Source organism: Paracoccus alcaliphilus (assembly GCF_028553725.1).
Lineage (GTDB): Bacteria > Pseudomonadota > Alphaproteobacteria > Rhodobacterales > Rhodobacteraceae > Paracoccus > Paracoccus alcaliphilus.
The window spans coordinates 110,439-133,429 of record NZ_CP067127.1 but is presented as its reverse complement, the minus strand read 5'-3'; the positions used below and the strand labels follow the sequence as shown (position 1 = coordinate 133,429).

General features: G+C 68.7%; 2 protein-coding genes (both cut by a window edge). Both read left to right on the top strand.

The annotated features are described in order from the left end of the window. A protein-coding gene (locus tag JHW40_RS22730; protein ID WP_272849155.1) for a non-ribosomal peptide synthase/polyketide synthase crosses the window boundary here: on the top strand, positions 1–19,711 show its 3' portion. The gene continues 5,153 nt to the left of window position 1, outside the view; the window shows 19,711 of its 24,864 coding nt (coding positions 5,154–24,864); the start codon falls outside the window, past its left edge; the stop codon is at positions 19,709–19,711. Beyond that, positions 19,704–22,991, top strand: partial view of a non-ribosomal peptide synthetase gene (locus tag JHW40_RS22725; protein ID WP_272849154.1) — the 5' portion only. The gene runs 3,195 nt beyond the window's last position; only the first 3,288 of its 6,483 coding nucleotides appear in the window; it begins with the start codon at positions 19,704–19,706; the stop codon falls past the right edge of the window. The genes JHW40_RS22730 and JHW40_RS22725 overlap by 8 nt, the downstream gene beginning before the upstream one ends.

Below are 22,991 nucleotides of genomic sequence, written 5' to 3'. Positions count from 1 at the left end.
TCAGGACGGCCCGGCGCTGGTGGCGCATCTGCACCGCCGCAAAATCCAGTTCATCGACAGCACCCCCGGCTTTTTCGAGGCTCTGTGCAATTGCGGCCTGCTGGAAGGCGACGCCGCCCCGCGTGTCATCCTGCTGGGTGGTGAAGGCATGTCCCCGGCGCTGTGGCAACGCCTGCGCGACACGCCCGGCATCAGCGCCTGCAATGTCTATGGACCGACCGAATTCACCGTCGATGCCAGTCTGGCCCATCTGGCCGACAGCGCAGAGGTGACGCTGGGGCGGCCGCTGAAAGGGGCCCAGTTCCTGATCCTCGACTCTTCCCTTCACCCAGTTCCGGTTGGCGTTGTGGGCGAGTTGTATATCGCGGGTTCTGGTCTGGCGCAGGGTTATCTGAACCGGCCCGATCTGACGGCGGAACGCTTCGTCGCCAACCCCTTTAGCCCCGGTCAGCGGATGTATCGCTCGGGCGATCTGGCACGGTGGCGCGAGGATGGGCAGGTCGAATTCATCGGCCGCGCCGACCAGCAGCTGAAAATCCGCGGCTTCCGCATCGAGCCCGGCGAAATCGAGGCCGCCATCGCCCGCGCAGGCCATCCGCAATCCGCCGTGATCGCGCGTGAGGACCGCCCCGGGCAGAAGCAGCTGGTGGCCTATGTCGTGGCCGAAAACCTCGACCGCGACGCGCTGCGCGGCGCGCTGGCCGCCGAGCTGCCCGATTACATGGTCCCCGCCGCCTTCGTCGCGATGGAGGCCTTGCCGCTGACGCCAAACGGCAAGCTGGACCGCCGCGCCCTGCCCGAACCCGAAGCCCACACCGGACCCCGCCGCGCGCCGCGCAACCGGACCGAGGCCACGCTGGCCGCCCTTTTCGCCGAGGTGCTGGGCACCACCGAGATCGGCATCGACGACAGCTTCTTCGCGCTTGGCGGCGATTCCATCTCGTCGATCCAGCTGGTCGCCCGCGCCAGAAAGGAAGGCATCACCCTCAGCGCCCGCGACGTGGTGCAAAAGCAGACCGTGGCGGCGCTGGCGCTGGTCGCGCAGCCGCTGACCGAAACCACCGCACGCGCCGCCATTGCGGCGACCGGCGATCTGCCGATGACGCCGATCATGCTGGACATGATCGCACAGGGGGGCGACTGGTCGCGGTTCCAGCAATCGGCGCTGCTGGAGATCCCGGGCACCGATCCCGACGCCCTGTCCGCTGCGTTGAACGACCTGCTGGCCCATCATCCGATCCTTGGCGCCCGCGTCACTGGCAAGAACGTCCTGCATATCCCCGAAACCCCGCGGCAGGGAGATATCCTGACGGTGATCGGGGTGGCCGCGCTGACCGGCAGCGAATGGGATATCGGCCTGAAGACCGCCGCCGCAGAAGCCGCCGCCCGGCTGGACCCGGAACAGGGCCGGCTGATGCAGGCGGTGCTGTTCAAGGCCGGGGATCAGGCGCGTCTGCTGCTGACCATCCACCACCTTGCCGTCGATGGTGTCTCGTGGCGCATCCTGTTGCCTGATCTGGCCGAGGCGCTTGCCGCGCGCATGAACGGCAGAACCCCGGCACTGGGCGTTGTGACGACACCGTTCCGCGAATGGGCGCTGGCCATGCCCGCCGCCGCGCGCGACCGGCTGGACCAGTTGCCGCTTTGGCACGACATCGCCGGGCAACGGCAACAGCCGCTGACAGAACGCCCGCTTGACCCGGCCATAGACTGCTTCGGGACGCAATCGTTGCTGCACGTGTCGCTGGATGCCGCCACCACCGAGGCGCTGATGACCCATGCCACCCGCCGCATCGGCGGGGGCATGAACGATGTGCTGCTGACCGGCCTTGCGCTGGCCGTCGCCCATTGGCACGGCCATGCCGGCCTGACCTTGAACGTCGAAGGTCACGGGCGAGAGGATATCCTGCCCGGTGCCGACCTGTCGCGCAGTCTTGGCTGGTTCACCAGCTTGTTTCCGCTGCATCTGGATATCGGTCTGCCCGGCGATCCGACCCGGCTGCCCGCCCCCGCCGTCGAGGCCGCGCTGAAATCGGTCAAGGAAACGCTGGCGGCGATCCCCGACAACGGCATCGGCTATGGCTTGCTGCGTCATCTGACGGCGGAGGGCGCGGCGCTGGCCGATCATGCCGCGCCCGAAATCGGCTTCAACTTCCTTGGCCGGTTCGATACCCGCAGCGATCTGCCGGGCTGGCGTATCGCAGCGGAAGGGCTGGCCCTGTCGGGCGGCGCCCCTGGCCAGCCGCTGGCCCATGCGCTGGAACTGAACGCGCTGATCATGGGCGAGGCCCCCCGGCTGCAAGCCGACTGGACATGGGCGGGCGAATTGTTCGGCTCGCATGACATCGCCGAACTGGCGGAACTGTGGCTGGCCGCCCTGCGCCGCATCGCAGAGGTCTGCTCGGCCTCGTCGGGGCGGCTGCTGACCCCCTCGGAACTGCCGGGCTGCGCGCTGCGCCAGCACCAGATCGACGCCATCGAAGCCAGCCGTGCCCCGCTGGCCGAGATCCTGCCGCTGTCGCCCTTGCAGCAGGGGTTCCTGTTCCACGCGCTTTATGACCGCGATGCCGAGGATATCTATCTGATGCAGATCACCTTCACGCTGAAAGGCGATCTGGACCCCGACCGGCTGCGTCGCGCGACCGCGGCATTGCTGGCCCGCCACCCGGCCCAGACCGCCAGCTTCCTGCATGAAGGGCTGGATCAGCCGGTGCAGGCGATCCCGGCATCGCCCGAACTGCCATGGCGGCAGGTGGCGCTGGACGGCCCTGCTGAAACCGCCCTTGCAGCCTTGCAGGATCAGGACATGGCGCAGCCCATGCCGCTGCATCAGGGTCCGCTGCTGCGCTTCACATTGGCGCAGGAGACCGCACAGCGCCACCATCTGATCCTGACCAACCACCATATCATCATGGACGGCTGGTCCACCCCGCTGTTTCTGCATGATCTTCTGGCGCTCTATCACGCGGATGGCGATGACGCGGCCCTGCCTGCGATACCGGCATGGCGCGACTATCTGCGCTGGCTTGATGCGCGCGACGAACGAATGGCCGTACAGGCGTGGCAAGGCGCCTTCGACGGGCTGGAGCAACCCGCCCTGCTGGCCGGTGGCGCGATAGCCTCGGCACCCGCCCGATTGCATGTGGATCACCTGTCGAAAACCCTCAGCCACGAATTGCAGGCCCTGTCGCGCGATCTTGGCCTGACGTTGAACACGCTGATCCAGACCGCATGGGCGATGGTGCTGCGGACCGAACTGGGCCGCGACGATCTGGTTCTGGGCTCGACCACCTCGGGGCGTTCCGCCGATCTGCCGGGGATCGAGCATATGGTGGGATTGTTTATCAACACCATTCCGCTGCGCCTGACCCTGCGCCCGGCCGAGACGCTGGCCGAAACCCTGCGGCGCATCCAGCGCGAACATGCCGCGCTGATGGATCACGACCATCTGGGGCTGGCGCAGATCCAGAAGGCGGTGGGTCAGGGCAGCCTGTTCGACACGCTGGTGGTGTTCGAGAACTATCCCATGGGTGACGCCCCTCAGGCCGGGCTGGAGGCGCGGTTTCACGACAATCGCGGCGGTGACACCTCGCATTATCCGGTCAGCATCGGCGTGACACCGGGCGAGTGCTTCGAGATCAAGTTCAGCACCCGCCCCGATGTGATCGCGCAGGACCGCGCCGACCGGTTGCGCCGCCGCTTCATCACGGCGCTGGAACTGCTGGCCCGGCACAGCGACCAGCGTCTTGCCCGGCTGAGCCTGCTGGCAGACGGCGAGGCATCGCTGATCCCCGGCCCGCGCGACGACCGCCCCGCGCCCTCGCTGATCGAGGCCTTCGCGGCACAGGCCGCCGCAACCCCCGATCAGATCGCGCTGGTCTGCGAGGATGCGTGTCTGGATTGGACCGCCCTGTCGGGTCGCGTGAACCGCCTTGCCCGGCATCTTGTGGCGCTTGGTGCCGCGCCGGGGCGAACCGTTGCCATCGCCCTGCCGCGCGGGGCCGAGGGCGTGATCGCCATGCTGGCCATCGCCCGCAGCGGCGCGGCGTGGGTGACGCTGGATCTGGACCAGCCCGATGAACGCCTGCGCGACATGGCGCAACGCGCCGATTGCACGCTGATCCTTGGCACCACCGCGGCATCGCGCCGGCTGGACGGGCTGGATGCCCGCTGGATCCTGCTGGACAAGGATGTCACCCGGGCGCAACTGGCCGCCCTGCCCGATCATGCCAAGGGTCTGCCCGTCGCGGCCAGGGACGATCTGGCCTATATCATCTTCACCTCGGGATCGACCGGCCAGCCCAAGGGCGTCCGTATCGCCCAGGGCAATATCGCGAACCTGCTGGCCCAGCATCGCGGCGCCTTCTATGACCCTATGCGCGCGGCGAAGGGGCGCCGTCTGCGCATGGCCGTCAGCGCTCCCTTCAGCTTTGACACCTCGCTTGCCGGTCTGTTGTGGATGGTGTCGGGGCACGAATTGCATGTGCTGTCCGACGACGACCGCCGCGACGGTTTCCGCATGGTCAGCTATTGCCGCGACCGGCAGATCGACGCCATCGATGTCGGCCCGACCCATTTCGAGCAGCTGCGCGAGATCGGGCTGCTGGAGGGCGACCAGAAATATCCCAGCATCGTGGCCTTCGGCGGCGAGGCGGTCAGTCCCGCGCAATGGCGTTCGGTCCAGATGCCCGGCGTCACCGCCTTCAACGCCTATGGCCCGACCGAGGGCACCATCGACTCGACCTTCGCCGAGGTGACGGGTGAGGATGTCGTGATCGGCCACCCGCTGCGCAACGGCCAGATCGCCATCCTCGACTCTTCCCTTCACCCAGTTCCTGTTGGCGTTGTGGGCGAGTTGTATATCGCGGGTTCCGGTCTGGCGCAGGGTTATCTGAACCGGCCCGATCTGACGGCGGAACGCTTCGTCGCCAATCCCTTCGGCCCCGGCCAGCGGATGTATCGCTCGGGCGATCTGGCGCGGTGGCGCGAGGATGGGCAGGTCGAATTCATCGGCCGCGCCGACCAGCAGCTGAAAATCCGCGGCTTCCGCATCGAGCCCGGCGAGATCGAGGCCGCCATCGCCCGCGCAGGCCATCCGCAATCGGCAGTGATCGCGCGTGAGGATCGCCCCGGACAAAAGCAGTTGGTGGCCTATGTCGTGGCCGAAAACCTCGACCGCGACGCGCTGCGCGGCACGCTGGCCGCTGAGCTGCCCGACTATATGGTCCCCGCCGCCTTCGTCGCGATGGAGGCCCTGCCGCTGACCCCCAACGGCAAGCTGGACCGCCGCGCCCTGCCCGAACCCGAAGCCCACACCGGTCCCCGCCGCGCGCCGCGCAACCGGACCGAGGCCACGCTGGCAGCCCTTTTCGCCGAGGTGCTGGGCACCACCGAGGTCGGCATCGACGACAGCTTCTTCGCGCTTGGCGGGGATTCCCTGCTGGCCACGCGGCTGATCGGCCGCATCCGTCCCGCCTTCGGCATCGACCTGCCGATCCGCGCCATCTTCGACTGCCCCGCCATCGCCACCCTCGCCGCCCGCATCGCCGCCGACGATGCGTTGGAACCCGCCCGCCCGGCGCTGACCCCGCAACCACGCCCCGACCAGCTGCCGCTGTCCTTCGCGCAGCAGCGGCTGTGGTTCCTGAGCCAGCTGGAAGGGCCCTCGGCCACCTACAATATCCCGATGGCGCTGCGGATCGAGGGCGATCTGGACGCCGACGCCCTGCAGGCCGCGCTGAACGACGTGATCGCCCGGCACGAGGCCCTGCGCACCCGCTTTCCCGCCGCTGACACCCCCCGGCAGGAGGTGCTGGACCATGCCGCGCTGACATTGCGGCGGCGCGATGTCACCGAGGGCGAACTGGATGCGGCGCTGGCCGAGGGCGCCGCGCAGGTGCTGGATCTGGCCGACGGTCTGCCGCTGGCCGCGACCCTGTTCCGGCTGGGCGATCAGGACCATGTGCTGCTGCTGGTGATCCATCACATCGCGGGTGACGGGGCCTCGATGGCGCCGCTGGCCACGGATCTGTCCGCCGCCTATGCCGCGCGGCTGGCGGATCGCGCCCCCGACTGGCCCGCGCTGCCGGTGCAATATGGCGATTATACGCTGTGGCATCGCGCATTGCTGGGCGACCGCAACGACCCCGAATCCCGCCATGCAAGGCAGTTGCAGTTCTGGAAGCAGACCCTCGAAAATATCCCCGAAAAGATCGAACTGCCAACCGATCGGACGCGCCCGCCCGTCGCCAGCTATCGCGGCGAGACGCTGCGGGTCACCCTGCCCGCCGCTTTGACCGCGCAGATGCAGGCGCTGGCCGGGGCAAGGGACGCCTCCCTGTTCATGCTGTTGCAGGCCGGTGTCGCCACGCTGCTGTCGCGTCTGGGCGCGGGGCAGGACATCGTCCTTGGCGCGCCCGTCGCCGGACGGACCGAACCGGGGCTGGATAACCTGGTCGGGCTGTTCACCAATACTGTCGTCACCCGTGTCGATCTGTCGGGCACGCCCTCGCTGGACATGCTGATCGAGCGGCTGCGCAAGAACAGTCTTGCCGCCAGCGACCATCAGGACCTGCCCTTCGAGGAACTGGTCGAGGCGCTGAATCCGACCCGCTCATTGGCGCATCATCCGCTGTTTCAGGTGCTGGTCGCGTTGCAGAACACCGCCGAGCCGCATTGCACCCTGCACGGCTGCACGATCCGCGAACAGCGGTTGCAGGGCAGCCACGCAAGATTCGACCTCAGCTTCGATTTCGCGCCGGTCGGTGCCGGGGGCGAAGGCGGGCTGGAACTGGATATCGAATACGCAACCGATCTGTTCGACCGGCACAGCATCGCCACCCTGGCCGAGCGGCTGGAGCGCCTGTTCCACGCCGCCTGCGATGATCCTTCGCAGCCGCTGGCGGATATCGTCTTGCTGAGCGAGACCGAACGGCAGGCCCTGACCCGCGCCGACAAGGCCGCCACGCGCCGTCACCCCGACCTGCGCCTGCCCGAGCTGATCGCGGCAGCAGGCCAGCCCGACGCGCCGGCCGTCAGGGACCGGCAGCACAGCCTCGACCGTGCCGGACTGATGACCCGCGCCAACCGCTTTGCCCGCATGCTTCTGGCGCAGGGCATCGGCGCAGGCGATATCGTCGCCATCGGCACCGATCGGACGAACGACATGCTGGTGGCGTTGCTGGGCACGTTGACGGCGGGGGCGGCCTATCTGCCGCTGGACCCCGACCACCCCGCCGACCGGCTGGCCTATATGCTGGACATGGCGCAGCCCTCGCTGCTGTTGGGCACGCAAGCGCTGCTGCGTGACCTGACCGCACAGGACGCGCTGCCGAAGGGCTGCGGGCAATTGGCGCAGGCCGATCTTGCCACGGCTCTGGCGGCACATGACGGCGGCCCCGTCACCGATAGAGAGCGCCGCCGCCCGCTGATGGCGACGGATACGGCCTATGTGATCTTCACCTCGGGTTCGACCGGGCGGCCCAAGGGCGTGATGATCCCGCATGGCGCGCTGGAAAACTTCCTGCATGCGATGGCAGACCGGATCGGCATCCTGCCCTCGGACCGGCTGGCGGCGGTGACGCCGATCACCTTCGACATCGCCGGGCTGGAAATGTTCCTGCCGCTGATCGCCGGGGCCAGCCTGACGATCCTGCCGCGCGGGGTCACCTCGGACGGCGCGGCGCTGGCGGCGGCGCTGGATCAACAGCGGCCCACGATCATGCAGGCCACCCCCGCGACATGGCAGATGCTGCGCGATGCGGGCTGGCAGCCGGACCGCGGGCTGACCCTGCTGTGCGGGGGCGAGGCCATGCCGCAGGATCTGGGCGACTGGATGGCCACGACCGCCCGCGCGGTCTGGAACATGTATGGCCCGACCGAGACCACGATCTGGTCGCTGATGGACCGCGTCCGGCCCGGCCAGCCGATCCGCATCGGCAGCGCCATCGACAACACGCAACTGCGCATCGTGGACGACCGGCTGCGCCCTGTTCCCGATAACGTGGCGGGGGAACTGTGCATCGCGGGCGAGGGTCTGGCGCAGGGCTATCTGCATCGGCCCGACCTGACTGCCGAGCGGTTCGTGCCCGATCCCTTCGCGGCGGGTGCGCGTATGTATCGCACCGGCGATCTGGTGCGCCGTCGCGGCGACATGCTGGAATATCTGGGTCGTCTGGATCATCAGGTAAAGATCCGCGGGTTCCGCGTCGAGCTGGGCGAGATCGAGGCGGCCCTTTCCGCCGCAGGCTATTCCCGCAATGTCGTGATGGCGCCCGAGGGGGCAGGCGGCACGCCCATTCTGGTCGCATGGCTTTGCGGCACGGATCACGACAGCGGCACCATCCGCGCCGCGCTGGCCCCGCTGTTGCCGGACTATATGATCCCCGCCATATTCGTCACGCTGGCGGATTTCCCGCTGACCCCGAATGGCAAGATCGACCGCAAGGCGCTGCCGCGCCCCGATCTGACGGCGGCTCTGGCCGCGTATCGCGCGCCGCGGACTCAGGCTGAAATCGCGATCTGCGCCAGCTTCGCCGAAGTTCTGGACCGCGAGCGGATCGGACTGGATGACGATTTCTTCGCGCTTGGCGGCCATTCGCTGCTGGCGACCCGCCTTGCCAGCCGCATCCGCGCCGCGCTGCGGACCGAGATGCCGCTGCGCCTGCTGTTCCAGCATCCCACGCCCGCCGCCCTGGCGCAGGTATTGGGGCAGTCGCGGCCCGCCCTGCCGGCGCTTGTGCGGCAGGACCGCCCCGCCCGCATCCCGCTGTCGGCGGCGCAGAACCGGCTGTGGTTCCTGCAACGGCTGGAACGCAACGGCAGCGCCGAGGCGGCGGCCAGCTATAACATCCCGATGCGGCTTGACCTGCAGGGCAGGCTGGACCGGGACGCATTGCGCCTTGCGCTTGGCGACCTGATCGCGCGGCACGAGACCCTGCGCACCCGCTTTGTCGAAGAGGACGGCCAGCCGTTCCAGCAGATCGACGAACATGCAGACCCCGCATTCGCCATGGTCGCCACCACGCCTGACGCGCTGGAGGCCGAACTGGCCAGCGCCGCGCTGCACCATTTCGATCTTTCGGCTGAACATCCGCTGCGTGTGACGCTGTTCACCAGCGGCAAGGACCGGCACAGCCTGCTGCTGGTGTTGCATCATATCGCGGGCGACGGTGCCTCGATGGCTGTGCTGGCGCGCGATCTGTCCGCTGCCTATATCGCCCGCGTGGATGGTCATGCGCCGGAACTGGCGCCGCTGACCGTGCAATATGCCGATTATGCGCAATGGCTGGACCGGGTGATGGGCGATGGCGCCGATCCCGACAGCCGCCAGGCGCAGCAGATGGCATGGTGGGGCGAGGCGTTGCGGGATCTGCCGCAACTTCATGGCCTGCCCACCGACATGCCGCGGCCGCCCGTCGCCAGCCATCGCGGCGCAACCGTGCCGTTCCACATCCCCGCGCAGGTGCAGGCCGGACTGTCGAAGCTGGCGCAAAGCTCGGGCGCGACGCCGTTCATGGTCATTCACGCCGCGCTGGCGGCGTTGCTGACGCGGCTTGGCGCGGGCGAGGATATCGTGATCGGCACCCCTGTCGAGGGCCGCAACGATGCCGCGCTTGAGCCGCTGGTCGGGATGTTCGTCAACACTCTGGTCCTGCGCGCGGATACGTCGGGCGATCCCGCCTTTCGCGATCTGCTGGCGCAGTTGCGCGACCGCGACCTTGCCGCGTGGGAGCATCAGCAACTGCCGTTCGAGCAACTGGTGGAAAACCTGCATCCCGCACGCTCGCTGTCGCATCATCCGCTGTTCCAGATCATGCTGGCCGTGCAGCAGGGCCGCCCGCAGCCGGTCGATCTGCCGGGCCTGACGGTGACGGCGCGCGATGCCTCGGCTGCGGTGGCACGGTTCGACCTCAGCCTGCATCTGTGGGACATGCCCGGCGATGGTATCGAGGGCGAGCTGGAATATGCCGCCGACCTGTTCAGCAAGGCCACCGCGCAGGCGCTGGTCGGGCGCTTTCAGCGGCTGTTGCAGGCGGTGATCGCCGATCCGGCGCGTCCCATCGGGGACATCCCGCTGCTGGCCGACGACGAGGTCGCGCGGCTTCAGCACCTTGGCCGCGGTCCGCGAACCGGATCGCACGACACCGATATCGCCGCATTGTTCGAGGATCAGGCACAGCGCACCCCGGACGCCCCGGCGCTGGAAGGACCGGACGGCACGCTCAGCTATGCCGGGCTGGAGGCCGAGGGCAACCGCATCGCCCGTCACTTGCAATCCATGGGCGTCGGCACCGGCGACGCGGTGGCGATCTGCACGCATCGCGGCATCCGCATGGTCGCGGCGATCCTTGGCATCCTCAAGGCCGGGGCGGGCTATATTCCACTGGACCCGGCCTATCCCGCCACCCGGCTGGATCAGGCGCTTGAAGATGCCCGCCCGAAGGTCCTGATCGCGGATGCCCCGCAGGCAGGCAGGTTGAACCCGGCCACGGGCACCGGCCTGCTGCTGGCCGACGATCCGGCCCCCGCATGGTCCGGCGCATCTGCGACCCGGCCCCGGCGGGACCGGCACGATCCCGATCGGCTGGGCTACATGATCTTCACCTCGGGATCTACCGGGCGACCCAAGGGCGTGGTGATGCATCAGCGCGCATTGGTGAACCTGCTGGAATGGCAACGCCGCACGCTGCCTTTGCGGCCGGGCGCGCGGGTGCTGCAATTCGCGGCGCTTGGCTTTGACGTGGCGTTTCAGGAAATCTTCAGCACGCTGGCCTCGGGCGGCTGCCTGTGCCTGCTGCCGCAGGATCAGGTGCGCGATATCGACCTGCTGTCGCGCCGGATTGCCGAATTGCGGCTGGAACGGGTGTTCCTGCCCTTCATGGCCCTCAGCCATCTGGCCGAGGCGCTGGAGCAGCGCGGCGCCGACCTGCCCGACCTGCGCGATGTGATTACCGCAGGCGAACAGTTGCGGCTGACCCCTGCGCTGCGGGCGATGTTCGCGGCCAACCCCGATTGCCGCCTGCACAATCACTATGGCCCAACCGAGACCCATGTCTGCACCGGCTGGACCGGCTGCGGCGATCCCGCCGAATGGCCCGATCTGCCGCCGATCGGTCGGCCCGTGGATAATTGCCGCTGCCTCGTGCTGGATGCGCAGCGCCGTCCCGTGCCTGCCGGTGTCCCCGGAGAGCTTTATGTGGCCGGTGCCTGCGTGGCGCAGGGCTATCTTGACCTGCCCGAAATGACGCAGGAGCGGTTCCTGCCCGCCGCTGATGGGGAAATGATGTATCGCACCGGCGATCTGGTGCGCTGGCTGGCCGATGGCTCGCTGGATTATCTGGGCCGGATCGACACCCAGGTGAAGATCCGCGGCTTCCGCATCGAACCCGGCGAGATCGAGACCGCCATTGCCCGCCTGCCCGGCATCGACGATGTCGCGGTGATCGCCCATGACGACCCGGCGCGGGGCAAGCAACTGATCGCCTATGCCGTGGCGGAGCCCGGCACGGAGATCCAGCCGCAGGCGCTCCGCGACACGCTTGGCCAGACGCTGCCGGATTACATGGTGCCGGTGGCGGTGATCGCGATGGAGGCGCTGCCGTTGACGCCCAATGGCAAGCTGGATCGCCGCGCCCTGCCGGCGCCCGACCTGTCGCGCGGCCAGGGCCGCCCGCCACGCACCCGGAACGAAGCCACTCTTTGCCGCCTGTTCGCCGAGGTGCTGGACCTGCCCTCGGTCGGGATCGACGACAATTTCTTCGATCTGGGCGGCCATTCGCTGCTGGCAACCCGGCTGTTCAGCCGCATCCGCAACCAGTTGCAGACCGACCTGCCGATCCGGGCGCTGTTCGAAGCCCCCACGGTCGAGCAACTGGCCCGCAGGCTGGCCCCGGGCAACGCCAGCGCGCGCGCGCCGTTGCAAGCCCTGCCGCGTGGCGACAGCATGCCGCCAATGTCCTTCGCACAGCGCCGACTGTGGTTCCTGCAACAGCTGGACGGCCACGGCTCGACCTATAACATCCCGGTGGCGCTGCGGTTCAGCGGGTATCTGGATCAGGACGCCCTGCGCCTTGCCATCGGCGATGTCATCGCCCGGCACGAGATCCTGCGCACCACATATCCCGCAGGTGCCGAACCCCGCCAGCATATCGCTGCGCAGATGCAGCCGGTGCTGGATTTGATCGAAACCGGCGCGGGTCATCTGGATCGCGCCGTGACAGAGGCCGCCACCCATGCCTTCGACCTTCAGGCCGAAGGCCCGCTGCGTGTCACCCTGATCCGCACCGCCCCCGACAGCGGCGCATTGGTCATCGTGCTGCATCACATCGCGGGTGACGGGGCCTCGATGGCGCCGCTGGCGCGCGACCTGTCGGCGGCCTATGCCGCGCGCTGCGCCGGGCAGATGCCCGACTGGCAACCGCTGGCGGTGCAATATGCCGATTATGCAACCTGGCAGGCCGATCTGTGCGGCACATCCGACGATCCCGACAGCGAGCTGTCCCGGCAGCTGGGCTTCTGGCGCGAAACGCTGGCCGACCTGCCCGACGAGCTGGCCCTGCCCTTTGCCGCGCCACGTCCCGCCGTGGCCAGCGGCGGCGGCGGGCAGTTGCTTCTGCGGCTGCCAGCCGACACCCATGCGGCATTGCTGGACCTTGCCCGACAGCACGGCGCCACGCCCTTCATGGTCTTGCAGACCGCGCTGGCGGCGATGCTGCGGCGTCTGGGGGCGGGCGACGACATCCCGCTGGGAAGCCCGGTCGCGGGACGCATTGACCCGGCACTGGAGGATCTGGTCGGCTTCTTCGTCAACACGCTGGTCCTGAGGATGGACGCCAGCGGCAACCCCCGCTTTGCCGACCTGCTGGAGCGCGCGCGCCGCACCGATCTGGCCGCCTGGGAACATCAGGACCTGCCCTTCGAGGAACTGGTCGAACATCTCAGCCCAAGCCGTTCGCTGGCCCGCCATCCGCTGTTTCAGGTGCTGTTGCAGGTCCAGAACACCGCCCGCGCCGACCTGACGCTGCCGGGTCTGTCATTGCAGGCGATGGATGCCGATACCGGAACGTCGAAATTCGATCTGGCCTTCCATGTGGCCGAGGAACACGACGCCGATGGTCGCCCCGCCGGGATGGAGATCACGCTGGAATATTCGGCGGATCTTTATACCCCCGACAGCGCCGGGCGGGTGCTGGACAGCTTCCACCGGTTGCTGCGGGCCGCGATCGGCGATCCGCAGGCGCGGCTGACCGACCTGCCGGTGATCGATCCGGCCGAAGCTGCGGCGCTGACCTCGGATGCCGGGCTGGACCTGCGCGATCTGACGGTGCGCCCGGTGCCCGACTGGTTCGAGCGGATCGCCGATGAACGTGGCGACGCCGCCGCGCTGATCGTGGATGGCGCGCCGGTCAGCTATCGCCAGCTTGACCAGCAGGCCAACCGCATCGCCCATGCGCTGATCGCGCGCGGCATCGGGACCGAGGATCGCGTCGGGCTGATGCTGCCACGCTCGGACCGGATGATCGCGGCCATACTGGGGGTGATGAAGGCGGGCGCGGCGTTCCTGCCGCTGGATCCCGACCTGCCCGCCGAACGGCTGGCCTTCATCGCAGCCGATGCGAAACCGCGCGCGGTGCTGACCCTGACCGGATTGCAGGACCGTCTGCCGCAGGGCGCCGGGCTGCTGGCTCTGGACGATCCGGCGGGCTTCGGTGGCGACGTCGCCGCCGCACCCGCGTCGCGCATCACCGATATCGGGCTTGATCCGCGCCACCCGGCATATGTGATCTATACCTCCGGCTCGACCGGGCGGCCCAAGGGCGTCGTCGTGCCCCATGCCGGGCTGCCCGCGCTGACCGTGGCACAGGTGGAACGCTTTGGCCTCACCGCCGACAGCCGGGTGCTGCAATTCGCCTCGATCAGTTTCGACGCCTCGGTGATGGAGGTGATGATGGCCTTTGCCGCCGGTGCCACGCTGGTCCTGCCGCCGCCGGGCCGGGTGCTGGGCGACGACCTGACCCATGCGCTGACCGCTGGCCGCATCACCCATGCGCTGATCCCGCCAAGCGTGCTGGCAACGCTGGACCCGGCGTTGCGCTGGCCCGAAACGGTGATCGTCGGCGGCGAGGCCTGCCCGCCCCATATCGCCGCCGCCTGGTCGCAGAATCACCGGCTGGTCAATGCCTATGGCCCGACCGAGATCACCATCTGCTGCGCCATGAGCCCGGTCCTGACCGGCGGCGCCCCCGTCGCGCCCCCGCTTGGCAGCCCCAATGTGAATGCGCGGATCTATATCCTTGACGATGCGCTGCAACCCGTACCAGCGGGTATCCCCGGAGAGCTGTATATCGCCGGGGACGGGGTTGCGCGTGGCTATCTGGACCGTCCCGATCTGACGGCGGAACGCTTTGTCGCCGATCCGTTCCGGCCCGGACAGCGCATGTATCGTTCCGGCGATCTGGCGCAGTGGCGCGAGGATGGGCAGATCGACTATCTGGGTCGCGCCGATACTCAGGTGAAGATCCGTGGCTTCCGGATCGAACCGGGCGAGATCGAGGCCGCCATCGCCCGCGCGGGCTACCCCGCCAATGCGGTGATCCTGCGCGAGGATCAGCCGGGCCTGCGCCAGCTGGCCGCCTATGTCGCCACACCGGAACTGGACACAGCGGCGCTGAGGGCGGAACTGGCCGCAACCCTGCCCGACTGGATGCTGCCTGCATCCTTCACCCGGCTGGATGCGCTGCCGATGTCGGCCAATGGCGCGAAACTGGACCGCAAGGCGCTGCCCGCACCGGACCATGACGCCACGCCGACACGCTTGCCCCGCGATGCGACCGAGGAAACGCTGGCCGCGTTGTTTGCCGAAATGCTGGGCCTGCCGTCCATCGGCATCGACGACAGCTTCTTCGACCGTGGCGGCCATTCGCTGCTGGCCACGCGGCTGGTGGCGGCGATCCGCGACCGGATGGGTGTCTCTCTGCCGATCCGCGCGGTGTTTGAGACCCCCAGCGTCGAGGCGCTGGCCTGCCGCATCCGCGATGTCGCGCCCGCCACTGCGGATGCGCTGGCGCTGGTGCCGCAAGCGCGGCCCGAGGTCCTGCCGCTGTCCTATGCTCAGGCGCGGCTGTGGTTTCTGCAACAGTTCGAGGGTCCTTCCGCGACCTATAACATCCCGCTGGCCCTGCGCCTGACCGGGGCATTGGATCAGGATGCGCTGGAGGCCGCGCTGAACGATCTGGTGACACGGCATGAAAGCCTGCGCACGCTGTTCCCGGCCGAGGATACCGGCCGCCAGTCGATCCTGCCGCCCGACGCCGCAAGGCTGGAACTGGCACGGATCAGCACGGACGATGCGGACCAGTCACTGGCCGCGCTGCGGTTGGAATCCGCGCGTCCCTTCGATCTGAGCCGCGAACTGCCCCTGCGCGCGACCCTGATCACCGAGGCCGGCGACCGGCATATCCTGCTGCTCCTGCTGCATCACATCGCGGCGGATGGCGGCTCTGTCGCGCCTCTGGCGGCGGATCTGTCCACCGCCTATGCCGCCCGTCTTGCGGGACACGCGCCGGATTGGACACCGCTGCCGGTCCAATATGCCGACTTCACGCTGTGGCAGCGCGACCGGCTGGGCAGCGAAGAGGACCCGGCCAGCGCCATGTCGGCCCAGATCGGCTATTGGCGCGACCGGCTGGCGGACCTGCCGCAGCGGCTGGACCTGCCTGCCGATCTGCCACGCCCCGCCATCGCCAGCCATCGCGGCGCGCATTGCCCGCTGGACCTGCCCGCCGACCTGCACCGGCAGCTTGCGCAGCTTGCCTCGGCCCATGGCGCGACGCTGTTCATGGTGCTGGAGGCGGCGCTGGCCGCCACGCTGGCCCGGCTGGGTGCGGGCGACGACATCGCCATCGGCACCCCCGTCGCGGGCCGGACCGAGGCTGCGCTGGACGATCAGATCGGCCTGTTCGTCAATACGTTGGTGCTGCGCAACGACCTGTCGGGCAATCCGCGCTTTGCCGATCTGCTGGCGCAGGTCCGCAGCCGCGCACTGGAAGCATACGAGCATCAGGACCTGCCCTTCGAGCAACTGGTGACCCTGCTGAACCCCGAACGCTCGTTGTCGCATCATCCGCTGTTCCAGGTGATGCTGTCCTTGCAGAACAACCGCGAGGCCGCGCTGGATCTGGGCGGTGTCGGGGCGGAAATGCTGGATCTGGAGCTTGATGTCGCGAAATTCGACCTGAACTTCAACCTGGCCGAGATAAACGACGACAAGGGCCAGCCCGGCGGGATCACCGGCACGCTGGAATATGCCTGCGACCTGTTTTTGCCCGAAACCGCGCGGATGATCGCGGATTGCCTTGTCCGGATGCTGCATGCCGTGGCCGGGGATGCGCAGCAGCAGGTGATGCGCGTGTCCTTGCAGGATGCCGCAACCCCCCTGCCGCTGCCCGCCCCCCAGGGGCTGCCGGGCACGCTGCCGGATCTGCTGGCCGATGCGCCGTATCACGCGACCCGGACCGCTCTGGTCACCGAAGACGCGGAAATGAGCTTTGGCGCGCTGGCGCAGCATTCCGACCGTCTTGCGCGCCTGCTGATCGGGCGGGGGATCGGGCCGGGCGATCTTGTCGGGCTGGCGCTGCCGCGCGGGACCGAACTGATCGTCGCGCTGCTGGCCGTGGTCAAGACCGGCGCGGCCTATCTGCCGCTGGACCCGGATTACCCGGCCGAACGGCTGGCCGCGATCATCGAGGACGGCGCGCCGCGACTGGTGCTGACCGCGATGGAGGTCGAGGACCGCCTGCCCGAACAGGCCGCGCATCTGAAGCTGGTGATCGACCGCGGCCCGGTGCTGATGCGGCGTCAGGCCATGTCCGCCGAGCCGCTGCATCCCGCCGAACGCCTGCGCCCGGTGCATGGGGACGACCCGGCCTATGTGATCTTCACCTCGGGCTCGACCGGCCGGCCCAAAGGGGTGGTGGTGCCGCAGCGCGCCGTCGCCGGCCATATGGGCTGGATGCGCGACAGCTTCCCGCTGACCCCGCAGGACCGTGTGCTGTTCCGCACCTCGCTGAACTTCGACGCTGCCGAATGGGAAATCTGGCTGCCACTGATCTGCGGCGCCGCGATGGTGATCCTGCCCGACGCACTGCGGCTGGAACTGGACCGCATCCCCGATTTCGCCGCCCGCAAGGGGGTGACGGTGATGCAGGTGGTGCCCTCGATGCTGCCGCCGATGCTGGATGCGCCCGAACGGCCACGCCTGCGCTGGCTGTTCTCGGGCGGCGAGCCGCTGTCCGAGGCGCTGGCCCGGCGCGCGGCATCGGTCTGGGGGGCCGAGGTCGTCAACCTTTACGGACCCACCGAAACCACGATCCAGATCACCGCCGCCAACCTGTCCGACACGCCGGTCACCAATGGCAGCGAACGCGCCACCATGCCGATCGGCCATTCGGTCGGGGGCGCGGAACTGCTGGTGCTGGACCCGTGGCTGCAACCCGTCCCGTCCGGCGTCCCCGGAGAGCTGTATGTGACCGGGGCGCAGGTCGCGCTTGGCTATCTGGGCCGTGCGGCGCAGACGGCGGAACGCTTTATCGCCAGCCCGACCGTGCCCGGACAAAGGATGTATCGCACCGGCGACCGGGTGCGCTGGCGGGTCGATGGGCAGCTTGAATTCGTCAGCCGCGCCGACGATCAGCTGAAGATCCGCGGTTTCCGCGTCGAACCCGGAGAGATCGAGACCGCCATCCGCCGCGCCGGACATTCGGGCGTCGCCGTGATCGCCCGCGAGGATCGGCCCGGGCACCGGCAGCTGGTGGCCTATGTCACCAGCCCCGGTCTGGACGAGGCCGGATTGCGCAGCCATCTGGCCACTGAGCTGCCCGACTATATGGTGCCTGCCGCCATCGTCCGGCTGGACGCGCTGCCGCTGAGTGCCAATGGCAAGCTGGACCGCCGCGCCCTGCCCGCCCCGCAAGTCACCGGCGACGCGCCGCTGCGCGAGGCCACGAACGGGACCGAGCAGGTGTTCTGCGACCTGTTCGCCGCGGTCCTGTCGCTGCCGCATGTCGGCGCGGATCAGGGTTTCTTCACGCTGGGGGGCGATTCGATTTCGTCGATCCAGCTGGTCGGCCATGCCCGCCACGCGGGCTGGCGGATCACCGCACGGGATGTGTTCCAGCACCAGACCCCCGCCGCGCTGGCCCGGATCGCGCTGCCGCTGTCGGGTGACGAGGCCCGGCCCACCACCGGCAATCCCTGCGGACCACTGCCCGCAACACCGATCATGGCCGAGTTCCTCTCGGACCCCGAACATGGCGACGCCTTCCAGCAAAGCATGTTGCTGACCCTGCCCGACGGGATCGACCGCGATGGGCTGACCCGCGCCCTGCAAGCGATCCTCGACCATCATCACGCCTTGCGGCTGACGGTGGGCGCGGATGGCGGCCTTGTCATCCCCGAACTCGGCAGCCTGCGGGCCGAGGACTGCCTGCATCTGTCCGACAGCCCGCATCCCGATCTGTCGGCTGCGATGGATCAGGCCGCGTCCCGGCTGGCCCCGCGCAAGGGGCGGCTGGTGCAGGCGGTCTGGTTCCCGCAAGCCCAACGGCTGATGCTGACCATCCACCACCTTGCAGTGGACGGCGTGTCATGGCGCATCTTGCTGCCCGATCTGGCGCAGGCATGGGCGGCCATCGCCGAAGGGCGCGAGCCCGCGCTGACGCCCGCGCCGACCTCGTTGCGCGACTGGGCCACGGCTCTGCCTGCCCTTGCCGCGCGTCGCCGGGATGAACTGCCCTTGTGGCAGGAAATGGACGCAGGCGACGCCCCCCTTGCCGCGCGGGCACTGGATCCGGCGCTGGATACCGTCGCCACGCAGCAGAACCTTGTCACCGAGCTGGAGCCGCAGGTCACGCAGACCCTGCTGACCCGCGCGGTCGAGCGGATCAACGGCGGCGCCAACGATGTGCTGCTGGCCGCCTTCGCGCTGGCGGTGATCCGCTGGCGGCACGATGAGGGCCACACCGACACGCAGGCCGCCACCTTCCTGCTGGAGGGCCACGGCCGCGAGCCGATCCTTGACGGGGCCGAGATCGGCCAGACCGTCGGCTGGTTCACCAGCCTGTTCCCGCTGCGCCTGCATCTGGACGGCATGGACCCGGCTGCGGTGCTGGCAGGTTCGGATGGCGCGGCGCTGGATCGGGTGCTGAAATCCGTCAAGGAACAGCTGCGCCGCATTCCCGACAATGGCGTGGGTTACGGCCTCCTGCGCCATATGAACCCGGAAACCGCCCCGGCTCTGGCGCGGATGGCGCGTCCCGGCATCGCCTTCAACTATCTGGGTCGTTTCGGCGCACCCGGACATGGCGGCGAGGATACGCCCCGCGATCGCCCGCCCGCCTTCCAGCCCGCCCCCGAGGCTTCGGCCCTGTCGGGCGGTCAGGATCCGCGCCGCGCGCTGACCAATATCATCGAGTTGAACGCGATGACGCTGGACGGCCCGACCGGGCCACGGCTGATCACCAACTGGTCCTGTGCCGGCCGTCTGATCGGCACCGACCGGATGCGCGCACTGGCCGATGGCTGGTTCGAGGCGCTGCGCCACATCGCCGCTGCCGCCGAAACCGGCGACCGCGCCTCTTTGCTGACCCCCTCGGATGTGCTGGCCGATATCGACCAGTCCGACATCGAATTTCTGGAGACACTCTATGCGTGAAGCGAATATCGAGAACATCCTGCCGCTGACCCCCCTTCAGCATGGCTTCCTGTTTCACGCGCTCTATGACGACGGGGTGCAGGACAGCTATGTGACGCAGATGGTCTTTTCGCTCGACGGGGCGCTGGATCCGGCCCGGTTGCAGGCTGCGACACGCGCGCTGTTGCGCCGCCATGCCAGCCTGCGCGCGGCCTTCGTTCACCACAAGGTCAAGGCCCCGGTGCAGGTGATCCAGCGCGCGCCTCAGCTGCCATGGCAGGACCTGGACCTGTCCGCCGCGCCCGATCCCGAGGCCGCGCTGAAGGCGGAAATCGCCCGCGACTATGAACAGCGTTTCGATCTGGCCCGCGCGCCGCTGCTGCGGTTCACCCTGATCCGCATGGCGCCCGAACGCCATATGCTGATCTTCACCAGCCACCACATCCTCATGGATGGCTGGTCCACCCCGATCCTGCTGAACGAGCTGTTCACACTCTATGACCGCGATGCCGAGACCTCGGGCCTGCCGCATGTCACGCCCTGGCGCGACTATGTCAAATGGCTGGCGGGGCGTGACGATGCAGCGGCCCGCGCGGCGTGGCAGGACGCCTTCGCCGGGTTCGAGGAACCCGCGCGCATCGCGCCTGCCGCCAGCGAAGGGGCCGTGCCTCAGGTCATGCACCACCCGATCCCCGACGCGCTGATCGACCGGATGCAGGACCGGGCGCGCGAGTTGGGTGTGACCATGAACACGCTGGCTCAGGCCGCCTGGGGGCTGGTTCTGGGCCATGTGACCCACCGCCATGACGTGGCCTTCGGCAGCATCGTATCGGGCCGCCCTGCCGATCTGCCGGGGGTCGAACATATGATCGGCCTGTTCATCAACAGCATCCCGGTCAGGATGCGGTGGCGACCGGACATGCCTGCGTCGGAAGTGCTGCGCGGATTGCAGGACGAACAGGCGCGGCTGCTGGATCATCAGCATCTGGGCCTGTCGGAAATCCAGCGCAGCGTCGGGCAGGGCGATCTGTTCGACAGTCTCGTGGTGTTCGAGAATTTCCCCATCGGCAGCCCCGGCAAGGAAGATGACGATGGCATCGGCGGGCTGCGGATCGAGCGCCACTCGAACCACGGCGGCGATACCTCGCATTATGCCGCCAGCATCGCGATCCTGCCGGGTGAAACCTATCAGGTGAAACTGGCATGGCGCGGCGATCTGATTTCCGATGCCATGGCGGAATGGCTGGTGCAGGCCTGTCTGCGGGCGCTGGACGCGCTGGCCGATCCTGCCGACAGGCCGGTGGCCCGCATCGCCCTGACCCCGCCCCAGGAACTGGCCGCGCTGACCGCGCCATGGAACGACACCGCCCACCCGCTGCGCCATGAAACGCTGGCCGACATGCTGGAGGGTTTTTCGTCGGGCGACGGGCCTGCGTTGGATGTCGATGGCGAAAGGCTGGACCGCACGGCCCTTCATGCCCGCGCCAACCGGCTGGCGCATGAACTGATCGCGCGCGGCATCGGCCCCGGCGATCTGGTGGGGGTGATGATGCCGCGTTCCGCGCGGATGGTGGTGGCGGTGATGGCGGTGCTGAAGGCCGGCGCGGCCTATCTGCCGCTGGACCCCGATTATCCGGCCGGGCGGCTGACCCATATGATCGGCGACGCCGCCCCCGCGCTGGTGCTGACCACGCCGAATGTCCCCTGCCAGTCCGCCGCCGAAGGCACGCCGGTCCTGTGTCTGGACCGCAGCCGGATGGCGCAGATCGCGCGCAGGCCCGCCCATGCGCCGACCGATGCGATGCGCCACCGGCCGTTGCGGCCCGATGACGCGGCCTATGTGATCTATACCTCGGGATCGACCGGCACGCCCAAGGGGGTGGTGATCCCACATCGCGGCATCGTCAACCGGCTGCGCTGGATGCAGCGAGAATATCCGCTGCAACCCGATGACGCCATTCTGCACAAGACCGCCTTCGGCTTTGACGTGTCGGTGTGGGAGCTGCTGTTCCCGCTGGTCAGCGGCGCCCGGCTGGTCGTCGCGCGACCCGACGGCCACCGCGATCCCGCCTATCTGGCCGGGCTGATCCGCGACCGCCGGGTGACGATGGTGCATTTCGTGGCCTCGATGCTGGAACCGTTCATCGACGAACCCGGCACCCGCGACCTGCCCCTGCGCCGGGTCATCTGTGGCGGCGAGGCCCTGGGCCCCGATCTGCTGGCACGGGCGCGTGAACGGCTGGACTGCGAGATCAACCATTCCTATGGCCCGACCGAGACCTCGATCGGGGTGGCCGCCCATCTGTGCGACAGCGCCGATCAGTCGGGCCCCGTCCCCGTCGGCGGGCCGGTCGCCAATACCCGCTTTCATGTCCTCGACCGCGAATTGCGCTGCGTTCCCCCCGGCGTCACGGGCGAGCTTTACATCGCCGGCAGCAGCCTTGCGCGCGGCTATCTGAACCAGCCGGGCCTGACGGCGGACCGCTTTGTCGCCAATCCCTTCGCCCCCGGTGAACGCATGTATCGCTCGGGCGATCTGGCGATGTGGCGCGAGGATGGCAAGCTGGTCATCCGCGGTCGCGCCGACCAGCAGGTCAAGATCCGCGGGCTGCGCATCGAACTGGGCGAAATTAGTGCCGCGATGTCCGCTGCGGGCTGGTCGCAAAACGCCGTGATCCTGCGCGAGGATCAGCCCGGCCAGCGCCGCATCGTCGCCTATGTCGTGCGGCGCGAGGGCAAGGCCCCCGATCATCAGCGGCTGCGCGAGGAACTGGCCCGCCGCCTGCCCGACCATATGGTGCCCGCCGCCTTCGTTACGCTGGACGCCCTGCCCAGCCTGCCCAATGGCAAGCTGGACCGCAGCGCCCTGCCTGCCCCCGATACAGCGCTGGCAGGTGCCGCCGCGCCCCGCAACGCCCGTGAACACGCCGTCGCCGCGCTGTTTGCCGAGGTGCTGGCCCTGCCCGCCGAGGCCGCTGCCGCCTTGTCCGTGGCTGACAGCTTCTTCACGCTTGGCGGCCATTCGCTGCTGGCGATCCGGCTGATCTCGCGCCTGCGCAGCGAGATGGGGCTGGAGATCTCGATCCGCAGCCTGTTCGAGAACCCGACCGTCGAGGCGCTGGCCCGCGTGCTGGACAAGGCGGGCGGCGTCACCCCACGCCCCGCCCTGCGCCCCATGCCGCGCCCCCGGCATCTGCCGCAATCCTTCGCGCAGGCCCGGCTGTGGACGGTCACGCAACTGGAAGGCCCCTCGGCCACCTACAACATGCCGATGGCCCTGCGCCTCAGCGGACCGCTGGAG